Origin of the sequence: Klebsiella pneumoniae subsp. pneumoniae HS11286 (assembly GCF_000240185.1) — a bacterium.
Classification (GTDB): domain Bacteria; phylum Pseudomonadota; class Gammaproteobacteria; order Enterobacterales; family Enterobacteriaceae; genus Klebsiella; species Klebsiella pneumoniae.
Map to the genome: position 1 here is coordinate 3,325,217 of NC_016845.1, position 23,477 is coordinate 3,348,693.

Below are 23,477 nucleotides of genomic sequence, written 5' to 3' on the forward strand. Positions count from 1 at the left end.
GCACATGCAGACTGCACAAAAAGTCATTACTGCCTATCGTCACAAACGCATTATTGTCTGCCTGCTGGTAGCCCTGGCGACCCTGGGCGCCACATTAGCCATCCGATTTATTTCGCAGCGCAGCGTAAATGAAGATTATATTCGCACGGCCGCCAGCCAACGGGTGGCGGCGCTCAATGACATATTGCGCCCGCTAAGCGCGCAGCGAGCCACCCTGCTCCCTCTGGTGGGCAAACCCTGCCCTGATATCCATCTGACGCTGCGCAAAATGGCGGCCTCGTTGCAAACCATTCGTTCCGTCGCCCTCGTCACGTCAGGTATCGTTTACTGTTCCAGTATTTTTGGCCCGCGACAGGCAGACTTACATCGCCTGCAGCCCGCGCTTCCTGCGCCCCGCCCTCTGCTGCTCTTCTCGAACGACAGCTCCTTGCTCAAAGGCTCGCCGGTACTGATCCAATGGTATCCAGCCGCGGAGAGCGGCCTGGACGGCGTGATGCTGGTGGTGAATATTGAGCTGCTGGGAACCTTAATTCTTAATGAAAAATCGGCCCTGATCAGCGACGTCAGCCTGCAGGTTGGCGATCGTTATTTTAGCAGCCGCCATGGGCTTCTCGAAAAAGCGCATGTCCCGCAGGGCACGGTGATTTATCGCCAGCGCTCTACGGAGTTTCCGTTTACTGTCAATATTAACGGCCCTGGCGCCTCGGCGATTGCGCTTGAGGAGCTGCCCGGCGAGCTGCCGCTGGCGCTGATTTTTAGCCTGCTAATGACCGGCATCGCCTGGCTGGCCACCGCCGGCAGAATGAGTTTCTCGCGGGAAATAAGCCTTGGCATTTCGGCCCGGGAGTTTGCCCTCTGGTGCCAGCCGCTGCAGGATGCGCGCAGCGGCCTCTGCTGCGGGGTGGAGATCCTGCTGCGCTGGAATAATCCCCGCCGTGGGACGATTTCGCCGGAGGTATTTATCCCCATCGCCGAAGGCAATAATCTGATCATCCCTCTCACCCGCTATGTGATTGCCGAAACCGCTCGCCGCCTGGACGCTTTTCCTCGCGACCGCCATTTTCACATCGCGATCAATGTCGCCGCGCGCCATTTCGCTAACGGACTCCTGCTGCGCGACCTGCACAATTACTGGTTCAGCGTGGATCCGGTGCAGCAGCTGGTGGTCGAGCTAACCGAACGCGATGTCCTGCAGGATGGCGACCAGCATATGGCCGAACATCTGCACTTTAAGGGCGTACAGCTGGCGATCGATGATTTTGGTACCGGCAATACTTCGCTCTCATGGCTGGAAAAGCTGCGCCCGGATGTTTTGAAGATCGACCGCTCGTTCACCAGCTCGGTCGGCATAGATAGCGTGAACGCGACGGTGACAGATATTATTATCGCCCTCGCCAACCGCCTGCATATTGTTACCGTTGCCGAAGGGGTGGAGACGCTGGAGCAGGAAAACTACCTGCGTAGCCACGGCGTCGATGTGCTGCAGGGGTTTTATTATGCGCGGCCGATGCCGGTGGAGGCGTTCCCGGCGTGGCTGGCCAGCAGGGAGGAGAGTGAGGGTGAGAGCGAGACGACAGAATAACTCGCCGGCCGCAGCGGCCGGCGAGCCTGGCGATTACTCTTCTTCGTCGCTCGGCGGACGAGTGACCACCGCGCGCACCAGATCCACCCGGTAATCATTCGCTTCCACTACGGTAAAATGCAGCGGCGGAAGCGACACGACGTCGCCAATGCGCGGGATATGACCATTGGCGGAGATCACCAGCCCGGCAACGGTGGCAATATCCTCATCGTCATTGATCAGTGGATCCAGCCCCAGCGCCTGCTGCAGCGCATGCAGGTCGGTCGACCCCTTAATAAGCCAGCCATCGCCATCGATGACAATCTCTGGCGTCTCATCAGCGTCCGGGAATTCACCGGCAATGGCTTCAAGGACGTCCAGCGGCGTGACCAGCCCCTGCACCACGCCAAATTCATTAGTTACGATGACGAAGCTGCCGCGCGCCCGACGCAGGACCCCGAGCAGATTGATCGGGTCCAGCGTTTCCGGAACGACAATTGCCGGGGAGGCAGAAGCCAGCGCCGCGACGTTTTCCCCCGACTCCAGGGCCACCAGCATCTCTTTCGCCCGCACGATACCAATGATTTCATCCAGCTCTCCGCGGCAGACCGGGAAGAGGCTGTGCGGCGACGACAGCAGCTGACGACGAATTTCATCTTCACTCTGCTCAGCGTCGACCCAGCTGATTTCTCCGCGCGGGGTCATGATGCTGCGCAGGGAGCGCTGGGCCAGGGTCAGCACGCCGTTAATCATGTAGCGCTCTTCTTCCGCAAAGGCGCCCTCAGGAACGGGCACCGCGGCTGGACTGTCTGCGTCATGGCTGACGGAGGCCTGTTTGCGGCCGCCCATCAGGCGCAGGATGGCATCCGCGGTCCGAGCGCGCAGCGGCAGCGTCGACTGGTGGCGAACAAAGTTACGGCGCGCCACCTGGTTAAAGAACTCGATAATGATCGAGAAACCGATCGCCGCGTACAGATACCCTTTTGGAATATGGAAGCCAAACCCTTCCGCCACCAGGCTAAGGCCAATCATCAACAGGAAGCTCAGACAGAGCACGACCACCGTCGGGTGCTGGTTGACAAAGCGCGTCAACGGCTTGGAGGCCAGCAGCATCAAGATCATCGCGATCACCACCGCCGCCATCATCACCGGCAGATGGTTAACCATCCCGACCGCCGTGATCACGGCGTCCAGGGAGAAGACGGCATCCAGCACCACTATCTGCAATACTACTACCCAGAAACTGGCATAGCCTTTACCGTGACCGGCATCGTGCTGGCGGTTTTCCAGCCGTTCATGCAGCTCGGTTGTCGCCTTAAACAACAAGAAGATCCCGCCGAGCAGCATGATGAGATCGCGCCCGGAAAAGGAGAAATCGGCGATGGTAATCAGTGGTTTCGTCAGCGTCACCATCCAGGAGATGACCGACAGCAGCCCCAGGCGCATCACCAGCGCCAGTGACAGGCCGATCAGACGCGCTTTATCGCGCTGCTTCGGCGGCAGTTTGTCCGCCAGGATGGCAATAAACACCAGGTTGTCGATACCGAGCACAATTTCCAGAACGATAAGCGTCAACAGGCCGGCCCAGATTGAGGGATCCATTAACAATTCCATGTACGACTCCGGTTTGCGGCAAGGTCAGTCATCGCCATGCCATGCAGGGGCGCGACACCAGGTGCTGAAAGAAATGCGGGATACGTAGAGGTGGCAATCAGATGCCAGAAAGTGAAAAGACGTCGATGACGGTCCATACTGCGGGCTATGCCCTATACTCCTGAGTAATTAAACGGAAGTTAAACATAGCAAAATATAGATCGAAATTGGAAATAATTTACCTGAATTTGCAATAACTAAGGCTATTTTTTGCGCTGCAAAATTATTCGCAGACGATACGTGATTAACGGATCTTCATCACATTAATTATTTTTTCACTGTCTAAAATAATTCGCGGTAGTAACTATTTTCTATCTTACACCCTAACTGAATCGATTTTGTCCTCAAGAGTGATTCAGGATGTATCAAAGCAGATGATGCATTCACGATAATAAAGGAGGTAGCAAGTGACGATTGCTATTGTAATAGGCACACATGGTTGGGCTGCAGAACAGCTGCTGAAAACAGCAGAAATGCTGTTGGGCGAGCAGGAAAACGTTGGCTGGATCGATTTCGTTCCGGGTGAAAATGCCGAAACGTTGATCGAGAAATACAACGCCCAGTTGGCAAAACTGGATACCAGTAAAGGCGTGCTATTTCTCGTCGATACATGGGGAGGCAGCCCTTTCAACGCTGCGAGCCGCATTGTCGTCGATAAAGAGCATTACGAAGTTATCGCCGGCGTCAATATCCCGATGCTGGTGGAAACCTTCATGGCCCGCGACGACGATCCTTCCTTTGATGAACTGGTCGCCTTAGCGGTTGAAACCGGCAGCGAAGGCGTGAAAGCGCTTAAAGCCAAACCGGTGGAAAAAGCGGCCCCTGCGCCCGCGCCTGCCGCAGCGCCAAAAGCCGCCGCACCGGCCAAACCCATGGGCCCGAACGACTACATGGTAATTGGCCTTGCGCGTATAGACGACCGTCTGATCCATGGTCAGGTCGCCACCCGCTGGACCAAAGAGACCAACGTTACCCGCATCATCGTTGTCAGTGATGAAGTGGCCGCGGATACCGTGCGTAAAACTCTGCTGACCCAGGTTGCGCCGCCGGGCGTCACCGCTCACGTGGTGGATGTGGCCAAAATGATCCGCGTCTACAACAACCCCAAGTATGCCGGACAGCGCGTTATGCTGCTGTTTACTAACCCGACCGACGTTGAACGTATCGTCGAGGGCGGCGTGAAAATCACCAGCGTCAACATCGGCGGTATGGCGTTCCGCCAGGGTAAAACCCAGGTTAACAACGCGATTTCAGTCGATGCCAAAGATATTGAGGCGTTTAAAAAGCTGAACGCCCGCGGTATCGAGCTGGAGGCACGTAAAGTGTCCACCGACCCGAAACTGAAAATGATGGATCTGATCGCTAAGGTTGATAAATAACCCGGCGGATCGCGCCCCAGTTTTCACTTTAAGACTTAATCAACAGGAGAAGTACAATGGAGATTACCCTTCTTCAGATTGTGCTGGTGTTCATCGTCGCGTGTATTGCGGGTATGGAGTCGGTACTTGATGAATTTCAGTTCCACCGTCCCCTGATCGCCTGTACGCTGATCGGCGCCGTTCTCGGCGATATGAAAACCGGTATTATCATCGGCGGTACGCTGGAGATGATAGCCCTGGGCTGGATGAACATCGGTGCGGCGGTAGCCCCTGATGCCGCGCTGGCGTCCATTATTTCCACCGTCCTGGTTATTGCCGGCCATCAGAGTATCGGCGCCGGTATCGCGCTGGCTATCCCGCTGGCGGCGGCAGGCCAGGTGCTGACCATCATCGTGCGCACCATCACCGTGGCCTTCCAGCACGCGGCGGATAAAGCGGCGGAGAATGGCAACCTGACTGCCCTGTCGTGGCTGCACGTCTCGTCCCTGTTCCTGCAGGCGATGCGTATCGCTATCCCGGCCGTTATCGTGGCGATTTCCGTCGGCACCAGCGAAGTTCAGGGCCTGCTGAATGCTATCCCGGAAGTGGTCACCAGCGGTCTGAACATCGCCGGCGGTATGATCGTGGTTGTCGGTTATGCAATGGTCATCAACATGATGCGCGCAGGCTATCTGATGCCGTTCTTCTACCTCGGCTTCGTCACCGCCGCCTTCACCAACTTCAACCTGGTGGCCCTGGGTGTGATTGGTGCGGTCATGGCAATCCTCTACATCCAGCTGAGCCCGAAATATAACCGCGTCGCCGGTGCGCCGGCTCAGGCGGCTGGTAACAACGATCTCGATAACGAACTGGACTAACAGGTGAGCGAAATGGTTGATATGACTAAAAATACCACCGAGAAAAAACTCACACAGAGTGATATTCGTGGCGTGTTCATTCGTTCTAACCTGTTCCAGGGTTCATGGAACTTCGAACGTATGCAGGCGCTGGGGTTCTGCTTCTCTATGGTTCCGGCGATTCGTCGTCTGTACCCGGAGAACAACGATGCGCGTAAGCAGGCGATTAAGCGTCACCTTGAGTTTTTCAACACCCACCCTTACGTTGCCGCTCCGGTACTGGGCGTAACCCTGGCGATGGAAGAGCAGCGCGCCAATGGCGCAGAGATTGACGATGGCGCTATCAACGGCATCAAAGTCGGTCTGATGGGACCGCTGGCCGGCGTTGGCGACCCGATCTTCTGGGGTACCGTGCGTCCGGTGTTTGCAGCCTTAGGCGCCGGGATCGCGATGAGCGGTAGCCTGCTCGGTCCTCTGCTGTTCTTTATCCTGTTCAACGCGGTGCGTCTGCTGACCCGTTACTACGGTGTCGCCTATGGTTATCGCAAAGGCGTGGATATCGTTAAAGATATGGGCGGCGGCTTCCTGCAGAAACTGACTGAGGGGGCGTCAATCCTCGGCCTGTTTGTCATGGGGGCGCTGGTTAACAAGTGGACGCATGTGAACATTCCGATGGTGGTGTCAAAAATCACCGGCTCTGACGGACAGGTTCACGTCACCACGGTGCAGACTATCCTTGATCAGCTGATGCCTGGTCTGGTGCCGCTGCTGTTGACCTTCGCCTGTATGTGGCTGCTGCGTAAGAAAGTTAACCCGCTGTGGATCATCGTTGGCTTCTTCGTCATCGGTATCGCCGGCTACGCGGTCGGCCTGCTGGGTCTGTAATTTCCAGGCTGTACGCCGGGGGCTTGCCCCCGGCTTTTTTTTATCAGGAGAAACGCAAAGCAATGACCTTCACGGACCTGGTGATCATCCTGTTTATCCTTGCGCTACTGGCCTACGCGATATATGACCAGTTTATTATGCCGAGGCGAAACGGCCCGGTACTGCTGGCCATCCCCCTGCTTCGCCGCAGTCGCGTTGACGGCATGATCTTTGTCGGCCTCACCGCCATTCTGATCTATAACAACATCACCCAGCACGGCACGGCGATCACCACCTGGCTATTATCTGCGCTGGCGCTGATGGGGCTCTATTTATTCTGGATCCGTACGCCGAAAATCATTTTTAAACCGCGCGGCTTTTTCTTCGCCAACGTGTGGATAGAATATCAGCGGATTAAAGAGATGAATTTATCCGAGGACGGTGTGCTGGTGATGCAATTAGAGCAACGGCGGCTGCTGATACGCGTACGAAATATCGACGATCTGGAGAAGATATACAAACTTCTCATTACAACTCAATGACTTAAAAATATAGCCAGCGCTATATTATTCCCGTTAGCAGCGGAGAAATATTATAGCCACGGCTATATTTCCCGCCTAACCTTATCTTTTTTATTAACTATTTTTTCACTTATAAATTTAAATGAAAATCGTTATCATTTGATTATTAAAATAGCCCTCTTCTGTTATTGTTTTATATTCTAAAAATATGTTAAGGTTGCGCCCGTCGTTGGGGAGTAGCCGATTTCCTGCCCGCCAGGAAATGTACGTGTCAACATACTCGTTGCAAAACGTGGCACGTACGGGTTGAAGAGATTCAATCAGGCGAGACCATAGATACATCACTGCTGTACGTATTGCTCAGCCATTGAGCGGCTCCGCGTATGTTTACTGGGGGCAGCGATGTGTCATATGGATTATCCCCGGTCAGGACACGCACATGAATTTATCCGCTACCATTCTTCTCGCTTTCGGCATGTCCATGGACGCCTTCGCAGCCTCCATCGGCAAAGGCGCCACCCTGCATAAACCCAAATTTTCAGAGGCAGTACGCACCGGGCTGATTTTTGGCGCCATTGAAACCCTGACACCGCTGGTCGGCTGGGGGCTTGGCATGCTGGCCAGCCAGTTTATCCTCGAGTGGAATCACTGGATTGCCTTTATTTTACTGGTGTTTCTCGGCGGGCGAATGATCGTCGAAGGTTTTCGCGGCGACAGCGACGAGGCGTGCGAGGCGCCTCACCGACATGGTTTCTGGCTTCTGGTCACCACCGCCTTCGCCACCAGCCTTGACGCGATGGCCGTCGGCGTCGGTCTGGCCTTCCTGCAGGTCAGCATTGTGACCACCGCGCTGGCGATCGGCTGCGCCACCTTTATCATGTCGACGCTGGGGATGATGGTCGGTCGCTTTATCGGCCCGCTGCTTGGCAAACGAGCCGAAATTCTCGGCGGTATCGTGCTGATTGGCATCGGCAGCGAAATCCTCTGGAGCCATTTCGCCGGTTAAGCTTTACGCTTCGCGCTGCCAGCAGTGGATCATAAAATCGGTCTGGCAACCAAAGGTCGGCTGCTGACGCAGCGCGGCGTGCACTTCGGCTTTAGCCCGCCATGCGAACGGCGTCATCTGCAGCAGGGCCTGCGCTTCACTTCCCGTCAGGATCATCGGATAAGCCAGCTGCTGCTGAGCCTCCAGGCGGAACCCCAGCATCGCTTCCGTCTTCAGCTCATGCAGGCGAACTTCATCGTAAATCAGCCCTTTCAGCTCCAGTAGGTGACGGGGACCCGGCGTGGCGGTGATCACCCAACCACCGGGACGCACCACCCGCGCCAGCTCTTCGGCGTTGCAGGGCGCGTAAATGCGCACTACCGCGTCGAAGCTAGCGTCGGAAAATGGCAGGCGCTGGCTGGAGGCCACGCAAAAATTCACCTGCGGGTAGCGTTTTGCCGCCGCGCGGATCGCCGGCTTCGACACGTCCAGCCCCCAGCTGCGGCTGGCGATGGCGGCAAACGCGTGGGTGTAATACCCCTCGCCACAGCCGATATCCAGTAAATCCGTAGGGGCGTAATGTCGCAGCCGCTCAGCGATAGCATCCCGTAGCGGCTGATAATGTCCGGCGTCGAGGAACGCCCGCCGGGCCTGCATCATTTCGGCGCTATCGCCGGGATCGCGCGACCGCTTGAACTGCACCGGTAGCAGATTGACGTACCCCTCTTTCGCCAGATCGAACTGGTGCCGCTGCGGGCAGGAATAGTGGTTGTCGCTACGGCTGAGCGGCGCGTGACAAAGGGGGCAACTGTATGACATGACGGCTCCGGTGTTGCTGAAAGGGCGAAAGTGTAGCGCTATTCGCCCCTGCAGACCACTGTTACAGCGCCGGCCCCTGTGGGTGGCTATCGTGCATTACGATCAGATTCTCCGCCCCTTGCGGCATGCCGTCCGGCATGACGTTCTCCAGCCGCAGGACATCGCCCATGATCTGGCTGAAGACCGGCGCGGACACAGCGCCGCCGTAATAGGAACCATTGCTCGGATCGTTCATCACCACCACCAGCGCGAACTGTGGTCGACTGGCGGGCGCCACGCCGGCGGTATAGGCCACATACTTATCGATATATTTGCCGTCCGGGCCGATTTTCTTCGCCGTGCCGGTTTTTACCGCCACCCGGTAGTCGCGTACCGCCGCTTTGGTACCGCCCCCGCCCGGGAGCGCCACGCTCTCCATCATATGTTCCACGCTATGCACAATACTCTCCGGCATCACCCGCGTGCCCATCACCGGCGGATCGATGCGGGTAATCGACAGTGGTCGCGCAATGCCGAAGCCGCCGATGGTGGCGTAGACGTGGGCGAGCTGGAGCGGGGTGACCATCAAACCATAGCCGAAGGCGAAGGTGGCGCGATCCAGTTGCCCCCAGTAGCGGCGATGCGGCATCAGCCCGGCGCTTTCGCCGGTCAACCCCAGCCCCGTCGGTTCGCCAAAGCCGAAAGCTTTATAGGTATCGATCAGATGCTGCACCGGCATGGCGAGCGAGAGATGGGACACGCCGGTATCGCTGGATTTCTGCAGGATCCCGGTCAGGCTCAGCTCCGGATAATAGCCCACATCGCGAATACGATGGCCATCGAGGACGAACGGATGGGTATCCACCACGCTGTCTGGCTGGACAATCCCCTGCTGTAGCGCAGTCATGATCACCAGCGGTTTGACCGTCGACCCGGGCTCGAAGGTGTCGCTGATGGCCCGGTTGCGAAAATCATCCAGCGTCGCGCTATCGCGATTGTTCGGATTGAAGTCCGGATAGCTGGCCATCGCCAGGATCTCGCCGGTATCAATTTTGATCAATACCGCCGCCCCGGACTCTGCTTTGTTCCAGCGGACGGCGTTGTCGAGGGCGTCTTCCGTCACCGTCTGCAGGCGTTCATCAATACTCAGCTGCAGATTATGCGCCGGTACCGGCGGCACTTCGGTAATGTTCTCAATGACATTACCATGTTTATCTTTACGCACCAGACGTCGCCCGGGTTTACCGGTCAACTGGGCGTTAAAGCTTTTCTCCACCCCTTCGATGCCCTGATTATCAACATTGGTAAAGCCCAGCAGATTGGCAGCCACGTGGCCCGCCGGGTAGAACCGTCGCGATTCATCGCGCAGGTAGACGCCCGGCAGATGCAGTTTATCGATCCACTCTGCCTGCTCGGGATTGATCTGACGCGCCAGATAGAGAAAGCGAGCGTGGGGATGACTCTGTACCCGCTGGGCCAGCTCTCCGAGGTTGAGGTGCAGCGCTTCGGCCATCGCCTGCCAGCGGGGCCCATAGCCCACACCGCCCTTTTCCATAGTGGTCTGCGGGTCGATCCAGATAGCACTGACCGGAACGCTCACCGCCAGCGGCCGTCCTTCCCGGTCGCTGATCATCCCCCGCTCAACCGCTACGGGTTCTTCGCGCAGGGAGCGCATATCTTCTTGTTTTACCAGGTTATCGGGGGAGATAATTTGTAGCCAGCCCACGCGGACCAGCAGCAGCCCCAGACAACCGAGAATGGCCACACACAGTAACCCGAAGCGAATCGGGGTGAAACTGGCGGCGGACTTCGTTTTTTTCTTTAGCACCATAGCTCCGGCATTGTTTTGCAACCAACTGATTTAACAGAAAATTAGCAAAACAGACTGCTACACAATGCTAATAAAGTTGAGTATTTGCAACAAGACGCGACGGGAGGGGGAAAAATGACATGCTTTGCAATAAAAATGCAAAAGCCCCGCGCAGGCGAGGCTTTTATACAAGAAGAGTGGTCTTGTATCAGATAGCAGTTACGTTAACTGCAGCCGGACCTTTCTGGCCGTCCTGAATTTCGAACTCAACGTTCTGGCCTTCAGCCAGAGTTTTGAAGCCGTTACCCTGGATAGCGGAGAAGTGTACGAACACGTCTTTGCTGCCATCAGCCGGAGTAATGAAACCAAAACCTTTAGACTCGTTGAACCACTTAACTTGACCTTTAATCTTTGCCATTTGCAAAATTCCTTAGACTGTTTTCTTCGCCTGCTGGCGTTTACCTAGATAAAACTGACACATAACTGCATGAGGCACTAATTTAAGGTTCGGCAGAGAAGCGGTATTCAACGACAACGTGTTTACTCAGGACTTCTTTACTGAAAATGCCACACATAAACAGAACTGTACCTCGTTTAACCCGAAACGTGTTATCACACACTACGTAAATAATGGCAAGCCATTTTTAAACGTGTCTCGATCGTTCGCACAAATTATAAGGTAATCATTTGATCGCCTGCACATTTATGCGTCTTTGCCGCCCCTGGCAAGGCGCTACAGCATCAGCCAATATCGCCCATTCGCTGCCTCATTACTGCAACTTTTTTACCATAGCTCAACAACTTCGCTTCGTCCAGGTATGTCCGTACACGAACTGCTGTGATGTAAGCGTCTGGTGGGCAACGGTGAATATTGATGCGCATAATTCGTTATAACTCCAGACTAAAAATCGCTAAGCCGTGCCAGTGTAGTGATAATAAAACCTGTTAGTCGTCACGCTAAAAATAGTGCTAATTCTGCACCTTAATAATGAAAAAAAGATGACAGTGTCACGTTACCCAACAATAAACGCGGCGAGAATGACTTTATTTACAGCGTGTAATAAAGAGGATATTGCACTAAGAAAGGAATAATGGAATAAGAATAAGATATTACCGCCCGCTATCATGCAGGTGCGCATCTTATGATGCACACCTGTCGGGCGCCTTAACGTTCAGCTACCAGGCGGATAAACTCATCCTCCCCTTTCGCCTTGCCGGCGACGGTCGGCTCAGCCACATCCTCTTTCTCTGGCGCATTAGCTTCGCACAGGCGACGTAACAGCGCATTCTGCCGCTTTTGCTGATCCAGCAGCGCTTGCAGCAGCTCTATCTGCTCATTCGCCCGCGAACTGGCGCGGTTGACGAAGAACCATAACAACAGACCAACAAGCAGCAGCGCCACGGACACAGCCAGCGATGCCAGATTTAAAATCCCAGGATTTAGTAACTCACTCATTTCACCACCTCAAAGAGAAGGCGTTCATTCTACCACCCGCGGCGCAGAAGGAAATCAGTCGGCAGAAAAATGTCTTACCACGGAATAAATTTATTAATAGTGCAAATGCCGCTGAAAAACTGAACATCCTGGTCGCACATTACGTTAAGCATCTGAGTCCACAGCAACAGGCAGCCTGCTATGATGACTATCAGTAAAACCCACCGTAATTTTTTCACTCCACTCTCCGCATCAGTACGCAATGTCGCCAGGATAGCACGGCCTTCTTAAACCGCGGCTAACTGTATTACGAAAGGTAAGTTTAGGAATCATCGACTTGTTTCAAAACGTGTTCGTGTCAAAATCACGCCAGGGATCATACAAATAATGAGGCATCAATGCGATTAATCATTCGTACTATTATCTTGGTGGCTATCTTATGGATTGGCGTATTATTGAGCGGTTATGGGGTGTTATTCCACAGTGAGGAAAACGTCGGCGGTCTGGGTCTTAAGTGCCAATACCTCACCGCCCGCGGAGTCAGCACCGCACTTTATGTTCATTCCGACAGCGGAGTGATCGGCGTCAGCAGTTGCCCTCTGCTGCGTAAAAGCACAACCGTGGTTGATAACGGCTAACATCGAACCGGCGATCGCGACGTAGCGCCGCGGTCGCCAACCCGGTATCCGCCGCCTCAGAACGGATAGTCGTTGTATCCCATTTGTTCAGAAATCTTACGCGCCGCCTGGTGGAGCATCGCCACGTATTCATGCAAGCGTTCTTCAGAGAAACGTAGCGTTGGGAAAGAGATGCTCAGCCCGGCGATGACCACGCCGAAACGGTCAAACACCGGCACGCCAATGCAGCGCAGCCCCTCTTCCTGTTCCTCATTATCCTCGCCATAGCCCTGCTCGCGAACGCCATCCAGCACTTTTAGCAACTCCTCGGTGCTGGTAATGGTCCGCTCGGTGCTGCGCTTATACTCCACGCCGTCGAGGATCTGCTCCACTTCGCTGCGATCGCGCCATGCCAGCAGCACCTTGCCAATCGCGGTACTGTACAGCGGGTTGCGGCGGCCAATACGCGAGTACATCCGCAGGTTATACATCGAGTCAATTTTATGGATGTAGACGATACTGTCTTCATCCAGCGCCCCAAGATGGATGGTCTCTTTCGTCAGTCGCGAAAGTTCGCGCATCTGAATATCGGCGCTGCGCACCAGGTCGACGTTCTGCAGCGCGCGCGCGCCCAGTTCGAACAGCTTGAGGGTGAGAGAGTATTTCTCAGACTCTCCTTCCTGTGCCACATAGCCCAGTGATTTCATGGTCTGTAAAAAGCGATAAACGGTGCTTTTCGACATCATGACGCGCTGGGACAGTTCGGTAATGCCAATTTCACGCTCTTCACCCAGCGCCTGTAGGATGCCGAAAACCTTCAATACCGAAGAGACAGAATCTGGCTGTTTATCCAAATCTGCACCTGCCATTTATCACCTCGTCGTAACTGTTTTATAAAAATTAGAACCGGTTTTTATTATAAATTCGCCGCCTCTGAGCCGCAATCATTCTTCTGCCACTTCGTTACAAATCTGCGACATACTGCGAATTAATCAATGCTAAACTCATCATTCAAAAAACCGTTTCATTTAAGACTCATATTCACCATGGATAAAAATTCTTCTGATGGCGTGCCGTTGCCGCAACGCTATGGCGCCATTCTGACCATCGTGCTTGGGCTGACCATGGCCGTGCTTGACGGGGCTATCGCCAACGTCGCGCTGCCGACTATCGCCAGCGATCTCAACGCCTCACCGGCGGCTTCAATCTGGATCGTTAACGCCTACCAAATCGCCATTGTCATCGCCCTGCTGCCGCTCTCCTTCCTCGGCGACATGGTCGGCTATCGGCGTATCTATAAGATAGGCCTGGTGGTGTTTATCTTTACCTCGCTGGCCTGCGCGCTGTCGCGTAGCCTCGAAATGCTAACCTTCGCCCGCGTCGCGCAGGGATTGGGCGGCGCCGCGCTGATGAGCGTCAACACCGCGCTGATCCGTCTGATTTATCCGCAGCGCTTTCTTGGTCGCGGCATGGGCATTAACTCCTTTGTCGTTGCCGTCTCTTCGGCGGCAGGCCCGACTATCGCCGCAGCGATCCTCTCCCTCGCCTCATGGCAATGGCTGTTTTTAATTAACGTGCCTCTCGGCATCGTCGCCTTTGTTCTGGCCATGCGCTTTCTGCCGCCCAACAGCGCGCGCAGCAAAATCATCCGCTTCGATCTGCCGAGCGCCATTATGAACGCCCTTACCTTCGGGCTGCTGATCACCGCCCTGAGCGGTTTCGCCCAGGGGCAGTCCACTCAGCTGGTGCTGGCGGAGGTCGCCGCTATGCTGGTGGTGGGGTTCTTCTTCGTTCGCCGCCAGCTCACGATGCCCGTCCCCCTGCTGCCGGTCGACCTGCTGCGTATCCCACTCTTTTCTCTCTCTATCTGCACTTCCATCTGCTCCTTCTGCGCGCAGATGCTGGCGATGGTCTCTCTGCCCTTTTTTCTGCAGTCGATGATGGGGCGCAGCGAAGTGGAGACCGGTCTGCTGCTAACGCCGTGGCCGTTAGCGACCATGGTGATGGCGCCGCTGGCCGGCTATTTGATCGAGAAATGTCATGCCGGGCTGCTGGGGGCTATCGGTTTGCTGATTATGGCCTGCGGCCTGTTCGGCCTGGCGCTGCTGCCCTCGTCGCCCTCCGATCTGGATATCATCTGGCGCATGGCGCTGTGCGGCGCCGGCTTCGGGCTGTTTCAGTCGCCGAACAACCATACCATCGTCGCCTCGGCTCCGAGCCATCGTAGCGGCGGCGCCAGCGGCATGCTGGGCACCGCTCGCCTGCTCGGACAGAGCACCGGCGCGGCGCTGGTGGCGCTGCTATTCAATTTGCTCGGTAACAACGGCACCCACACCGCCCTGCTGCTGGCCGGCACCCTGGCTATCGTCGCCGCGCTAATTAGCGGTCTGCGGGTCACTCAGCCGCGCGCAGCCTGACGGACGGTAAAAAAAATCCGCAGCTTGCGGGCTGCGGATTGTCGTTTTCAGCGTCAGAAGATGGATTATTTCAGATATTCACCGCTACGCAGGGCTTCAATACGCTTATCCAGCGGCGGGTGAGTCATAAACAGTTCGCTCATGGATTTCGCTTTACCGTTAATGCAGAACGCCATCATGCTGCTGGCTTCCTGCGGCTCATAGCTGGTTTTCAGACGCTGCAGGGCTGCAATCATCTTCTCGCGGCCTACCAGACGCGCCGAGCCGGCGTCAGCATGGAACTCACGGTAACGCGAGAACCACATGGTGATTATGCTGGCCAGAATACCGAACACCAGCTCAAGCACCGTAGCGACCGCGAAGTAGATCAGCGGGTTGCCATTGCTGCTCTCCCCTTCATCTTCCCGGTTGCCGCCGAGGAAACCGGCCGCAATCTGCGCGATAACGCGGGAGATAAAGATAACGAAGGTGTTCACCACCCCCTGGATCAGGGTCATGGTAACCATATCGCCATTGGCGATGTGGCTGATTTCATGGGCAATGACCGCTTCCGCTTCATCACGGCTCATGTTTTGCAACAGCCCGGTGCTGACGGCGACCAGCGAGGCGTCACGACGCGCGCCGGTGGCGAAGGCGTTAATGTCAGGCGCGTGATAGATAGCTACCTGCGGCATGGCAATACCTACCTGCTGCGCCTGCTGCGCAACGGTATTCATCAGCCAGCGTTCCGTTTCGTTGCGCGGCTGCTCGATCACTTCCCCACCCACTGACTTCAGCGCCATCCACTTCGACATCATCAGCGAAACGATAGAACCACCGAAGCCGAACAGCAGGGCCATAATCAGAAGACCGGTCATGCTGCTGGATTGGATCCCCGTGAGGCTTAACACCAGCCCGAACACGACCATCACTGCCAGGTTCGTCAGCAGGAAAAGCGCGATTCGCATCATAATTTTCTTTTTACCTCAATTTAACAAAACGCACTATGCGATTACCCACATCGTATGGGTCAGGCTGCAATTTTCAACCATCAGCCCCCGCTAAGTCACGATAAAAACACAACTTTACATTTTGTAGCATCTTGCTGACAGCGGCAGCGCAGGTTGACATTTTGTTAGATGAGCTGAATGGCGATGACAACGCGCACAAAAAAAACGGGCACCTCTCAGGGTGCCCGTTAGCAACTTATTTGCTGGCCGGCGGTTCCACCGCCGGGCGCGCTTTTTCCAGATGCGCCAGGTCTACCGCGATATGGACCGTTTCATCAAGATACGGATCCGGCTCCTGGTAATCCTTCGGCAGATCGTCCAGTTTTTTCAGCGGCGGCTTGCCTTCGCGTTTCAGGCGATCGTTAATCCGCGCCAGACGAATCGCATCATCTTCTTCGTTCTCTTTCTCACGCTGGGCGTAGTTCAGAGAGACGATGTTACGTTTGTCCTTCATCGCGTTATAACGGGCAATATCCTTCATGATGTACTGGAATTCAGGATCCTGCGCAATACGCTCGTCGTGGCGCTTGAGCAGCTCCGGTCCAAACGGGGTCAGATCCCCGGACTTCACATAGGTGGCCGCGTTGATGCTATCCCACGGCAGCGCGTTGTCTTCATACTGCTCGCCGGTTTCGCGATCTTCATTGCCGGTTGGCATCATGATATCCGGCGTCACGCCTTTGCGCTGCGTACTGCCGCCGTTAATACGATAGAACTTCTGGATGGTGTACTGGACGGAACCCAACGCCGGCCACTCCGGACGCAGCATTTGATCGTAAATACGATTCAACGAGCGATACTGCTGTACCGTCCCTTTACCGAAGGTCGGTTCGCCAACGATCAGCGCGCGGCCATAGTCCTGCATCGCTGCGGCGAAGATCTCAGACGCCGAGGCGCTAAAGCGGTCAACCAGCACCACCAGCGGCCCTTTGTAATAAACCACGCCATCGTTGTCGCTGTCTTCGCGCACTTTACCATTATTATCCCGCACCTGCACCACCGGACCGGACGGAATAAACAGACCCGAGAGCGATACCGCCTCTGTCAGCGCTCCGCCGCCGTTGCTGCGCAGGTCAATGATGATGCTGCTGACGTTCTGTTTTTCCAGCTTCTGCAGCTGCACTTTCACGTCATCGGTCAGGCCAACGTAAAAGCCTGGAATATCCAGCACGCCGACTTTTTCTTTCCCGACGGTTTTCACCGACATCTTCACCGCACGGTCTTCCAGACGAATGCGCTCGCGGGTCAGCGTTACAATACGCGTCTTGGCTCCTTTACCGGCCGGCAGGATTTCAAGACGAACCTTGCTGCCCTTCGGCCCTTTAATCAGCGCCACGACGTCATCCAGACGCCAGCCGATGACATCAACCATCGACTTCCCGGTCTGGCCAACGCCAACGATGCGATCGCCGACGCTGATCGCTTTGCTTTTCGCGGCTGGACCGCCCGCCACCAGCGAATTAATGACGGTATAGTCATCATCCATCTGCAGCACGGCGCCGATCCCCTCGAGTGAGAGGCTCATTTCGGTGTTGAACTGCTCGGTATTACGCGGCGACAGATAATTTGTGTGCGGATCGATTTCGCGAGCGAAGGCGGTCATCGCCAGCGAGAAGACATCTTCGCTGTTGGTTTGCGCCAGGCGACGGATAGCAAACTTATAGCGACGGGTTAAGGTGTCGCGGATCTCTTTATCGTCTTTACCCGCCAGCTTCAGGCTTAACTGGTCAAACTTAACCTTAGCGTCCCACAGCTTGTTCAGCTCGGCCTCGTCTTTTGGCCACGGCGCTTTGGAGCGGTCAAGGTTGAAATTATCATTGCCGGTAAAGTCCATCGGACGTTCAAGCACCTTCAGCGCATACTGATAGCGCTCGAAGCGGCGCTGCTGCCCCAGGTTGTAGAGGTCGTAAAAGACGTCCAGTTTCCCGCTGCGCAGCTCATCGCCAATTTGGTCTTTTTTAGCCGCAAACTTCGCCACATCGCTGGCCAGCAGCACATTGTGGCTGTAGTCCAGCAGGTTCAGGTAACGGTCAAAAATCTTTGCCGAGAAGGCGTTGTCGAGATCAAACTGACGGTAATGAGAGCGGGTAAAGCGCGACGTCACGCGCTCGCTTACCGTCGCGTGCTGCGGCTCTTCTTTCAGCACGGGGATTTGATCTGCGCGGGTTATGTCATCAACAGCGAATGCATGGCCTGCTATTGCCAGCAGGCCCGCAAGCGCGGTGATTTTAAAAAATGTGTTCATGCCTGGCCCGGCCTCCGTTTCAGAACACCAGGTGTTCTGCGCGTACAATCATTGACATACCAGAAGTCAGCTGTACACGAACGCCATCTTTGGTGATTTCCAGAACGGTGGCGTCCATGGCGTTATTGCCTGCTTTTACCTTCAGCGCCTGGCCGACGGTCAGAACGGAAACATCCGATACCGGAGTAAGACGCTCTTCACGCGGGGCTTTGGCCGCAACAGGACGCGGTTTACGCTGTTCAGCGCCTTCTTTACGACGCGGCTGCTGAGGACGCGGTTTACGCTCGCGGCGAACGCCTTCATCCTGCTGGCCTGCGGCCGCAGCGGCTTCGCGTTTTTTCGCCTGCTGGGCTGCGCGCTGCGCCTGAACGCGAGCTTTCGCTTCTTCCAGCTGCTGACGCGCATGGGCAATGTGCTGCTCTTCCAGTTCGCCGCACGGATTGCCATCCAGGTCAACGCGAATAGCGCCGGCTTTTACGCCGTACAGATAACGCCAGCTGGACGTGTAGAGACGTAATGCAGCGCGAAGCTGGGTCTTGCTGAGATTCATCTCACCACCCACTCGCTCAACGAGATCCTGAAAAATTCCGATTTTCAGGGGGCGCGCTTCACCTTCAGCGCTAAAGCACTGCGGGAAACGTTCGGCCAGAAAGGCGATAACTTCTTTACTGCTATTCAACTTAGGTTGATTTTCCATGAAATTTCCTGATTACAACGGACGTAGCCAACAAGCCGCAGGCATGAACAGGCGACATTATAATGACGTCCTCGCTAAATGCTACGTTATCCGTTGATTATCCCACGACACGGGTAAAGATTTTTGATAATCCGTGGCCGCAATGAGTTTTTCCAGATGCTCGACCAGCGTGCGCAACCCCTGCTCATCTTCAGCGGTGAAGCGCCCGTAAGCCGGACTATCGATATCCAGCACGCCGATAATCTGGCCATTCACGCGCAGAGGGAAGACAATTTCCGAATTACTGGCGGCATCACAGGCAATGTGGCCGTCAAAGGCGTGGACGTCCTCGACACGCTGGACCTGAGCCTGCGCCACCGCCGCGCCGCATACGCCTCGCCCGACCGGGATCCGCACGCAGGCCAGTTTGCCCTGGAACGGTCCCAACACCAGGGTATCGCCTTCCAGAAGGTAGAAACCGGCCCAGTTGACCTCGCTCAGCCGCTCGAACAGCAGCGCGCTGGTATTGGCGATCATCGCCAGAAAACTGGTTTCACCTGCCATTAATGCCTGGAAATCGCGGTTCAGATCCGCGTAAAATTCTGTTTTGCTCATTATATCTTCACTTTGTTGTCTTACTGCCTGATACGTACAGCCTACTAAAATAAGCATTAAATGCGCTTGGGCTCAAGATGAATTCATTCATAGGTTAAGATAGTGAGATACATTCATTCCTGTACGTAATAAATGCCGATAAAAACACCCACCCTCAAACCTGCGAAAAAGATGGTCGTGCATACCGTCAGCACGCCGCTTCCCTATGCGCATTATCAGCGCTGTACGCAGTGTGACATGCTCTTCCGCTTACCGGTGCTCAAACGCAACCAAAGCGCCTGGTGTCCGCGCTGTAACGCGAAGGTGCGCGATGGTCGCGACTGGTCGCTGACCCGCCTGGGCAGCATGGCCCTCGCGATGCTATTGCTCATGCCTTTCGCCTGGTCTGAACCTCTGCTGCGCCTGCATCTGTTGGGCGTACGCATCGACGCCAACGTCCTGCAGGGGATCTGGCAGATGACCGCGCAGGGCGATCCGATTACCGCCGCCATGGTACTGTTTTGCGCGGTGGTCGCCCCGGTGCTGCTGGTGGTCTCCATCAGCTATCTCTGGCTGGGCAATGTGCTGGGGATGAACCTGCGGCCGGTGCTGCTGATGCTCGGCAAGCTTAAAGAGTGGGTGATGCTGGATATCTATCTGGTGGGCATCGGCGTCGCCTCCATCAAGGTGCAGGATTACGCCTTCCTGCAGCCGGGCATCGGTCTGGTGGCGTTTATCTCCCTGACGTTGTTGAGCATCCTGACGCTTATTCATATGAACGTCGAAGAGCTATGGGAGCGTTTCTATCCCGAGCGTCCGGCGACCCGCGCCGATAATAATCTGCAGGTGTGCACCGGCTGTCATTACACCGGCTATCGCGACGCGCGCGGCCGCTGCCGACGCTGCCACACGCCGCTGCATCATCGCCGACCGCAGAGCCTGCAGCGCAGCTGGGCGGCGCTGATTGCCTCGCTGGTTTTCCTCTTTCCGGCCAACCTGTTGCCAATCTCCATCATCTACGTCAACGGCGCGCGCCAGGACGACACGATCCTCTCGGGGATCATCTCCCTGGCCAGCAGCAATATCGCCATTGCCGGGGTCGTGTTTATCGCCAGTATTTTGGTGCCATTCACCAAAGTTATAGTGTTATTTACCCTGCTGCTCAGCATACAATTCAAGTGCGAGCAGGGATTGCGCACCCGCATCCTGCTGCTGCGGCTAATCACCTGGATTGGCCGTTGGTCGATGCTGGATCTGTTTGTTATCTCACTCACCATGTCGCTAATAAATCGCGATCAGCTCCTCGCCTTCACCATGGGGCCGGCTGCGGTTTACTTTGGCGGCGCGGTAATTTTAACTATTCTTGCAGTTGAATGGCTGGACAGCCGCTTACTTTGGGACGCACATGAGTCAGGAAACGCCCGCTTCGCAGACTGAAGCCAGAATAAAAACCAAACGCCGTATTTCGCCATTCTGGCTGCTGCCGGTCATCGCGTTGCTGATTGCCGCCTGGCTAATCTGGACCAGCTTTGACGATCGCGGATCGACGATTACGATTGATTTCCAGTCCGCGAACGGCATCGTGCCGGGACGGACGCCGATCCGCTATCAGGGGGTTGAAGTCGGCACCGTCCAGGATATTAGCCTCAGTAAAGATCTGAGTAAGATTGAGGTTTCGGCCAGCATCAAACGCGATATGAAAGATGCGCTGCGCAAAGAGACCCAGTTCTGGCTGGTCACGCCGAAAGCCTCTCTGGCCGGCGTATCGGGCCTCGATGCGCTGGTGGGCGGGAACTACATCGGCATGATGCCGGGCAAGGGTGAACCCGAAGATCACTTTGTCGCCCTCGACACCCAACCTAAATACCGCATCAACAACGGCGAGCTAATGATCCACCTGCAGGCGCCGGATCTTGGCTCTCTGAACAGCGGCTCGCTGGTCTACTTCCGAAAAATCCCGGTCGGGCGGGTGTATGACTATTCCCTGAATGCCAATAATCAGGGGGTGACCATCGATGTGCTAATTGAGCGCCGGTTTACCAATCTGGTGAAAAAAGGCAGCCGCTTCTGGAACGTCTCAGGCGTCAAGGCCGACGTCGGCCTGAGCGGGGCCAAAGTGCAACTGGAGAACCTGTCCGCGCTGGTGAACGGCGCCATCGCCTTCGACTCCCCCGCCGATTCGCATGTCGCCTCGCAAAACGATGAATATCACCTGTATGAAGATCTGGCGCATAGCCAGCGCGGCGTGGTAGTGACCCTCGATCTGCCTGATGGCGATGGACTGAAAGCGGGCTCGACGCCGCTCATGTATCAGGGGCTGGAGGTGGGCCAGTTAAGCAAACTGAATCTAAACCCCGGCGGCAAAGTTACTGGCGAGATGACCGTCGACCCGAGCGTGGTGACGCTGCTGCGGGAGAAAACGCTGATTCAGATGAAGAAGCCGAAGCTCTCCCTCGATAACCCCAGCATTAGCACCCTGCTCACCGGCAATACCTTTGAGCTGGTGCCCGGCGAAGGCGAGCCACGCAATCACTTCTCGGTAATGCCGGCGGATAAAGCGCTGCTGGATGAGCCCAACGTCGCCACCGTTACTCTCTCGGCGCCGGAGAGCTACGGCATCGACGGCGGTCAGCCGCTGGTGCTGCACGGAGTAAAAGTCGGCCAGGTGCTGGAGCGTAAACTGACGGCCAAAGGGGTAACCTTTCAGGTTGCCATTGACCCTGAATACCGCGATCTAATTCACGGCGACAGCAAATTTGTGGTTAACAGTCGTCTGGACGTCAAAGTGGGGCTCGACGGCGTGCAGGTGCTGGGCGCCAGCGCCAGCGAATGGGTGAACGGCGGGATCAGGGTGATCCCCGGCGAAAAAGGCAAAATGCAAAGCAGCTATCCGCTGTACGCTAACCTTGAAAAGGCGCAGGAAAATAGCCTGAGCGAAGTGCCGACCACTACCCTGAGCCTGTCTGCTGAGACGCTGCCTGACGTTCAGGCCGGCTCGGTGGTGCTGTATCGTAAATTCGCCGTCGGCGAGATCATCGCCGTCAAACCGCGCAAGGATGCATTCGATATCGATCTGCATATCAAGCCGGAGTACCGCTACCTGCTGACCAACAACAGCGTCTTCTGGGCGGAAGGCGGTGCGAAGGTCAAGCTTGACGGTAACGGACTCACCGTGCAGGCCTCGCCGCTGGCGCGCGCGATCAAAGGGGCGATCAGTTTCGATAACCTCAATGGCAGCAGCGCCGGAGCACGGCTGAATAACAAACGTATCCTTTATGCATCTGAAACGGCGGCGCGCGCCGTGGGCGGCCAAATCACCCTGCACGCGTACGACGCCGGGAAGATGGCGGCCGGGATGCCGATTCGTTATCTCGGCATCGACATCGGTCAAATCCAGTCGCTGGAGCTAATCACCGCCAAAAACGAAGTGCAGGCGAAAGCGGTGCTCTATCCGGAATACGTCGGCACCTTCGCCCGCGCCGGGACCCGCTTCTCGGTGATCACTCCGCAAATCTCCGCCGCGGGCGTGGAACATCTCGACACCCTGTTCCAGGCCTACATCAACGTTGAGCCCGGCCGCGGCCCGGCACGACGCGATTTTGAGATCCAGGATACGACGATCAGCGATTCGCGTTATATCGACGGCCTGAACATCGTGGTGGAAGCGCCGGAGGCGGGGTCGCTTGGCATCGGTACGCCGGTCCTGTTCCGCGGACTGGAAGTCGGGACGGTTACCGGACTGTCGCTGGGGTCGATGTCTGACCGGGTGATGGTTAAGCTGCGCATCAGTAAGCGCTACCAGTACCTGGTACGTAATAGCTCGGTGTTCTGGCTGGCCTCGGGTTACAGCCTCGACTTCGGCCTGATTGGCGGGGTGGTGAAAACCGGTACCTTCAATCAGTTTATCCGCGGCGGGATCGCCTTTGCCACGCCGCCGGGCACGCCGCTGGCGCCGAAGGCCCAGGATGGCAAGCACTTCCTGCTGCAGGAGAGCGAGCCGAAAGAGTGGCGGGAGTGGGGCACCGCTCTGCCGCAGTAATGCCCCCTTCTCCCGCCCCGGGCAACGCCGGGCGCGGGGAGAGGGTAAACCGCACGCC

General features: G+C 56.1%; 22 protein-coding genes. 11 read left to right on the top strand and 11 right to left on the bottom strand.

The genetic code is table 11. The features are described from left to right. The first annotated feature begins 4 nt into the window (after positions 1-4). The gene (locus KPHS_33450; RefSeq protein ID YP_005227645.1) at positions 5-1,582 is read left to right on the top strand and encodes an EAL domain-containing protein; all 1,578 of its coding nucleotides are present in this window, start codon (positions 5-7) and stop codon (positions 1,580-1,582) included. 33 nt (positions 1,583-1,615) lie between these two features. On the opposite strand, the gene KPHS_33460 is transcribed toward KPHS_33450, so the two are convergent. Continuing rightward, on the bottom strand, positions 1,616-3,163 hold the full coding sequence (locus KPHS_33460; RefSeq protein YP_005227646.1) for a putative transmembrane protein: 1,548 nt from the start codon (positions 3,161-3,163) through the stop codon (positions 1,616-1,618). A gap of 458 nt (positions 3,164-3,621) precedes the next feature. On the opposite strand from KPHS_33460, the gene KPHS_33470 reads away from it, so the two are divergent. From KPHS_33470 to KPHS_33510, 5 genes are all read left to right on the top strand, one after another. Further along, on the top strand, positions 3,622-4,593 hold the full coding sequence (locus KPHS_33470) for a PTS enzyme IIAB, mannose-specific (protein ID YP_005227647.1): 972 nt from the start codon (positions 3,622-3,624) through the stop codon (positions 4,591-4,593). Positions 4,594-4,649: 56 nt separating this feature from the next. Continuing rightward, positions 4,650-5,450 carry a PTS enzyme IIC, mannose-specific gene (locus tag KPHS_33480; protein ID YP_005227648.1) on the top strand — a complete coding sequence of 267 codons (801 nt, stop codon included), beginning with the start codon at positions 4,650-4,652 and terminating at the stop codon, positions 5,448-5,450. Positions 5,451-5,462: 12 nt separating this feature from the next. Further along, entirely contained in the window at positions 5,463-6,314 is an 852-nt protein-coding gene (locus tag KPHS_33490; protein ID YP_005227649.1) for a mannose-specific PTS system protein IID, read from the top strand. A 62-nt stretch (positions 6,315-6,376) separates the two neighbouring features. Further along, positions 6,377-6,835, top strand: a complete 459-nt coding sequence (locus KPHS_33500; RefSeq protein YP_005227650.1) for a DUF986 domain-containing protein — start codon at positions 6,377-6,379, stop codon at positions 6,833-6,835. Between the two features lie 418 nt (positions 6,836-7,253). After that, positions 7,254-7,820: a manganese efflux pump MntP gene (locus KPHS_33510; protein YP_005227651.1), complete on the top strand. Its 567-nt coding sequence runs from the start codon at positions 7,254-7,256 to the stop codon at positions 7,818-7,820. Between the two features lie 3 nt (positions 7,821-7,823). Here the strand turns inward: KPHS_33510 and KPHS_33520 are convergent, their stop codons facing one another. From KPHS_33520 to KPHS_33560, 5 genes are all read right to left on the bottom strand, one after another. Beyond that, entirely contained in the window at positions 7,824-8,618 is a 795-nt protein-coding gene (locus KPHS_33520) for a ribosomal RNA large subunit methyltransferase A (protein YP_005227652.1), read from the bottom strand. Positions 8,619-8,679: 61 nt separating this feature from the next. Further along, a complete protein-coding gene (locus tag KPHS_33530; protein ID YP_005227653.1) occupies positions 8,680-10,428 on the bottom strand; it encodes a division-specific transpeptidase in 1,749 nt (582 codons plus the stop codon). Positions 10,429-10,615: 187 nt separating this feature from the next. Then, a complete protein-coding gene (locus KPHS_33540) occupies positions 10,616-10,825 on the bottom strand; it encodes a cold-shock protein (protein ID YP_005227654.1) in 210 nt (69 codons plus the stop codon). 595 nt (positions 10,826-11,420) lie between these two features. Continuing rightward, positions 11,421-11,546, bottom strand: coding sequence for a succinate dehydrogenase (locus KPHS_33550; RefSeq protein YP_005227655.1), 126 nt, complete (start codon positions 11,544-11,546; stop codon positions 11,421-11,423). 26 nt (positions 11,547-11,572) lie between these two features. After that, on the bottom strand, positions 11,573-11,863 hold the full coding sequence (locus KPHS_33560) for a YebO family protein (protein YP_005227656.1): 291 nt from the start codon (positions 11,861-11,863) through the stop codon (positions 11,573-11,575). Between KPHS_33560 and KPHS_33570 the strand changes: the two genes are divergently transcribed. Continuing rightward, positions 11,824-12,060, top strand: coding sequence for a hypothetical protein (locus KPHS_33570; protein ID YP_005227657.1), 237 nt, complete (start codon positions 11,824-11,826; stop codon positions 12,058-12,060). The genes KPHS_33560 and KPHS_33570 overlap by 40 nt on opposite strands. Positions 12,061-12,240: 180 nt before the next feature. Beyond that, on the top strand, positions 12,241-12,480 hold the full coding sequence (locus tag KPHS_33580) for a putative outer membrane or exported (RefSeq protein YP_005227658.1): 240 nt from the start codon (positions 12,241-12,243) through the stop codon (positions 12,478-12,480). A gap of 56 nt (positions 12,481-12,536) precedes the next feature. On the opposite strand, the gene KPHS_33590 is transcribed toward KPHS_33580, so the two are convergent. Beyond that, a complete protein-coding gene (locus KPHS_33590) occupies positions 12,537-13,328 on the bottom strand; it encodes an IclR family transcriptional regulator (protein YP_005227659.1) in 792 nt (263 codons plus the stop codon). 126 nt (positions 13,329-13,454) lie between these two features. On the opposite strand from KPHS_33590, the gene KPHS_33600 reads away from it, so the two are divergent. Further along, positions 13,455-14,876, top strand: coding sequence for a putative transport protein (locus tag KPHS_33600; protein YP_005227660.1), 1,422 nt, complete (start codon positions 13,455-13,457; stop codon positions 14,874-14,876). 65 nt (positions 14,877-14,941) lie between these two features. Here KPHS_33600 and KPHS_33610 read toward each other — a convergent pair whose 3' ends face one another. The 4 genes from KPHS_33610 to KPHS_33640 form a co-directional block, all read right to left on the bottom strand. Continuing rightward, a complete protein-coding gene (locus tag KPHS_33610; RefSeq protein YP_005227661.1) occupies positions 14,942-15,826 on the bottom strand; it encodes a heat shock protein HtpX in 885 nt (294 codons plus the stop codon). Positions 15,827-16,061: 235 nt separating this feature from the next. After that, positions 16,062-18,110 carry a carboxy-terminal protease gene (locus tag KPHS_33620; RefSeq protein ID YP_005227662.1) on the bottom strand — a complete coding sequence of 683 codons (2,049 nt, stop codon included), beginning with the start codon at positions 18,108-18,110 and terminating at the stop codon, positions 16,062-16,064. Between the two features lie 19 nt (positions 18,111-18,129). Continuing rightward, positions 18,130-18,807 carry a ProP effector protein gene (locus KPHS_33630; RefSeq protein ID YP_005227663.1) on the bottom strand — a complete coding sequence of 226 codons (678 nt, stop codon included), beginning with the start codon at positions 18,805-18,807 and terminating at the stop codon, positions 18,130-18,132. Positions 18,808-18,888: 81 nt separating this feature from the next. Beyond that, complete coding sequence (locus KPHS_33640) at positions 18,889-19,401, bottom strand: GAF domain-containing protein (RefSeq protein ID YP_005227664.1); 513 nt, start codon at positions 19,399-19,401, stop codon at positions 18,889-18,891. A gap of 132 nt (positions 19,402-19,533) precedes the next feature. Between KPHS_33640 and KPHS_33650 the strand changes: the two genes are divergently transcribed. Continuing rightward, positions 19,534-20,817: a membrane integrity lipid transport subunit YebS gene (locus KPHS_33650; protein ID YP_005227665.1), complete on the top strand. Its 1,284-nt coding sequence runs from the start codon at positions 19,534-19,536 to the stop codon at positions 20,815-20,817. After that, a complete protein-coding gene (locus KPHS_33660) occupies positions 20,786-23,419 on the top strand; it encodes a PqiB family protein (RefSeq protein ID YP_005227666.1) in 2,634 nt (877 codons plus the stop codon). The genes KPHS_33650 and KPHS_33660 overlap by 32 nt, the downstream gene beginning before the upstream one ends. Positions 23,420-23,477: the final 58 nt, after the last annotated feature.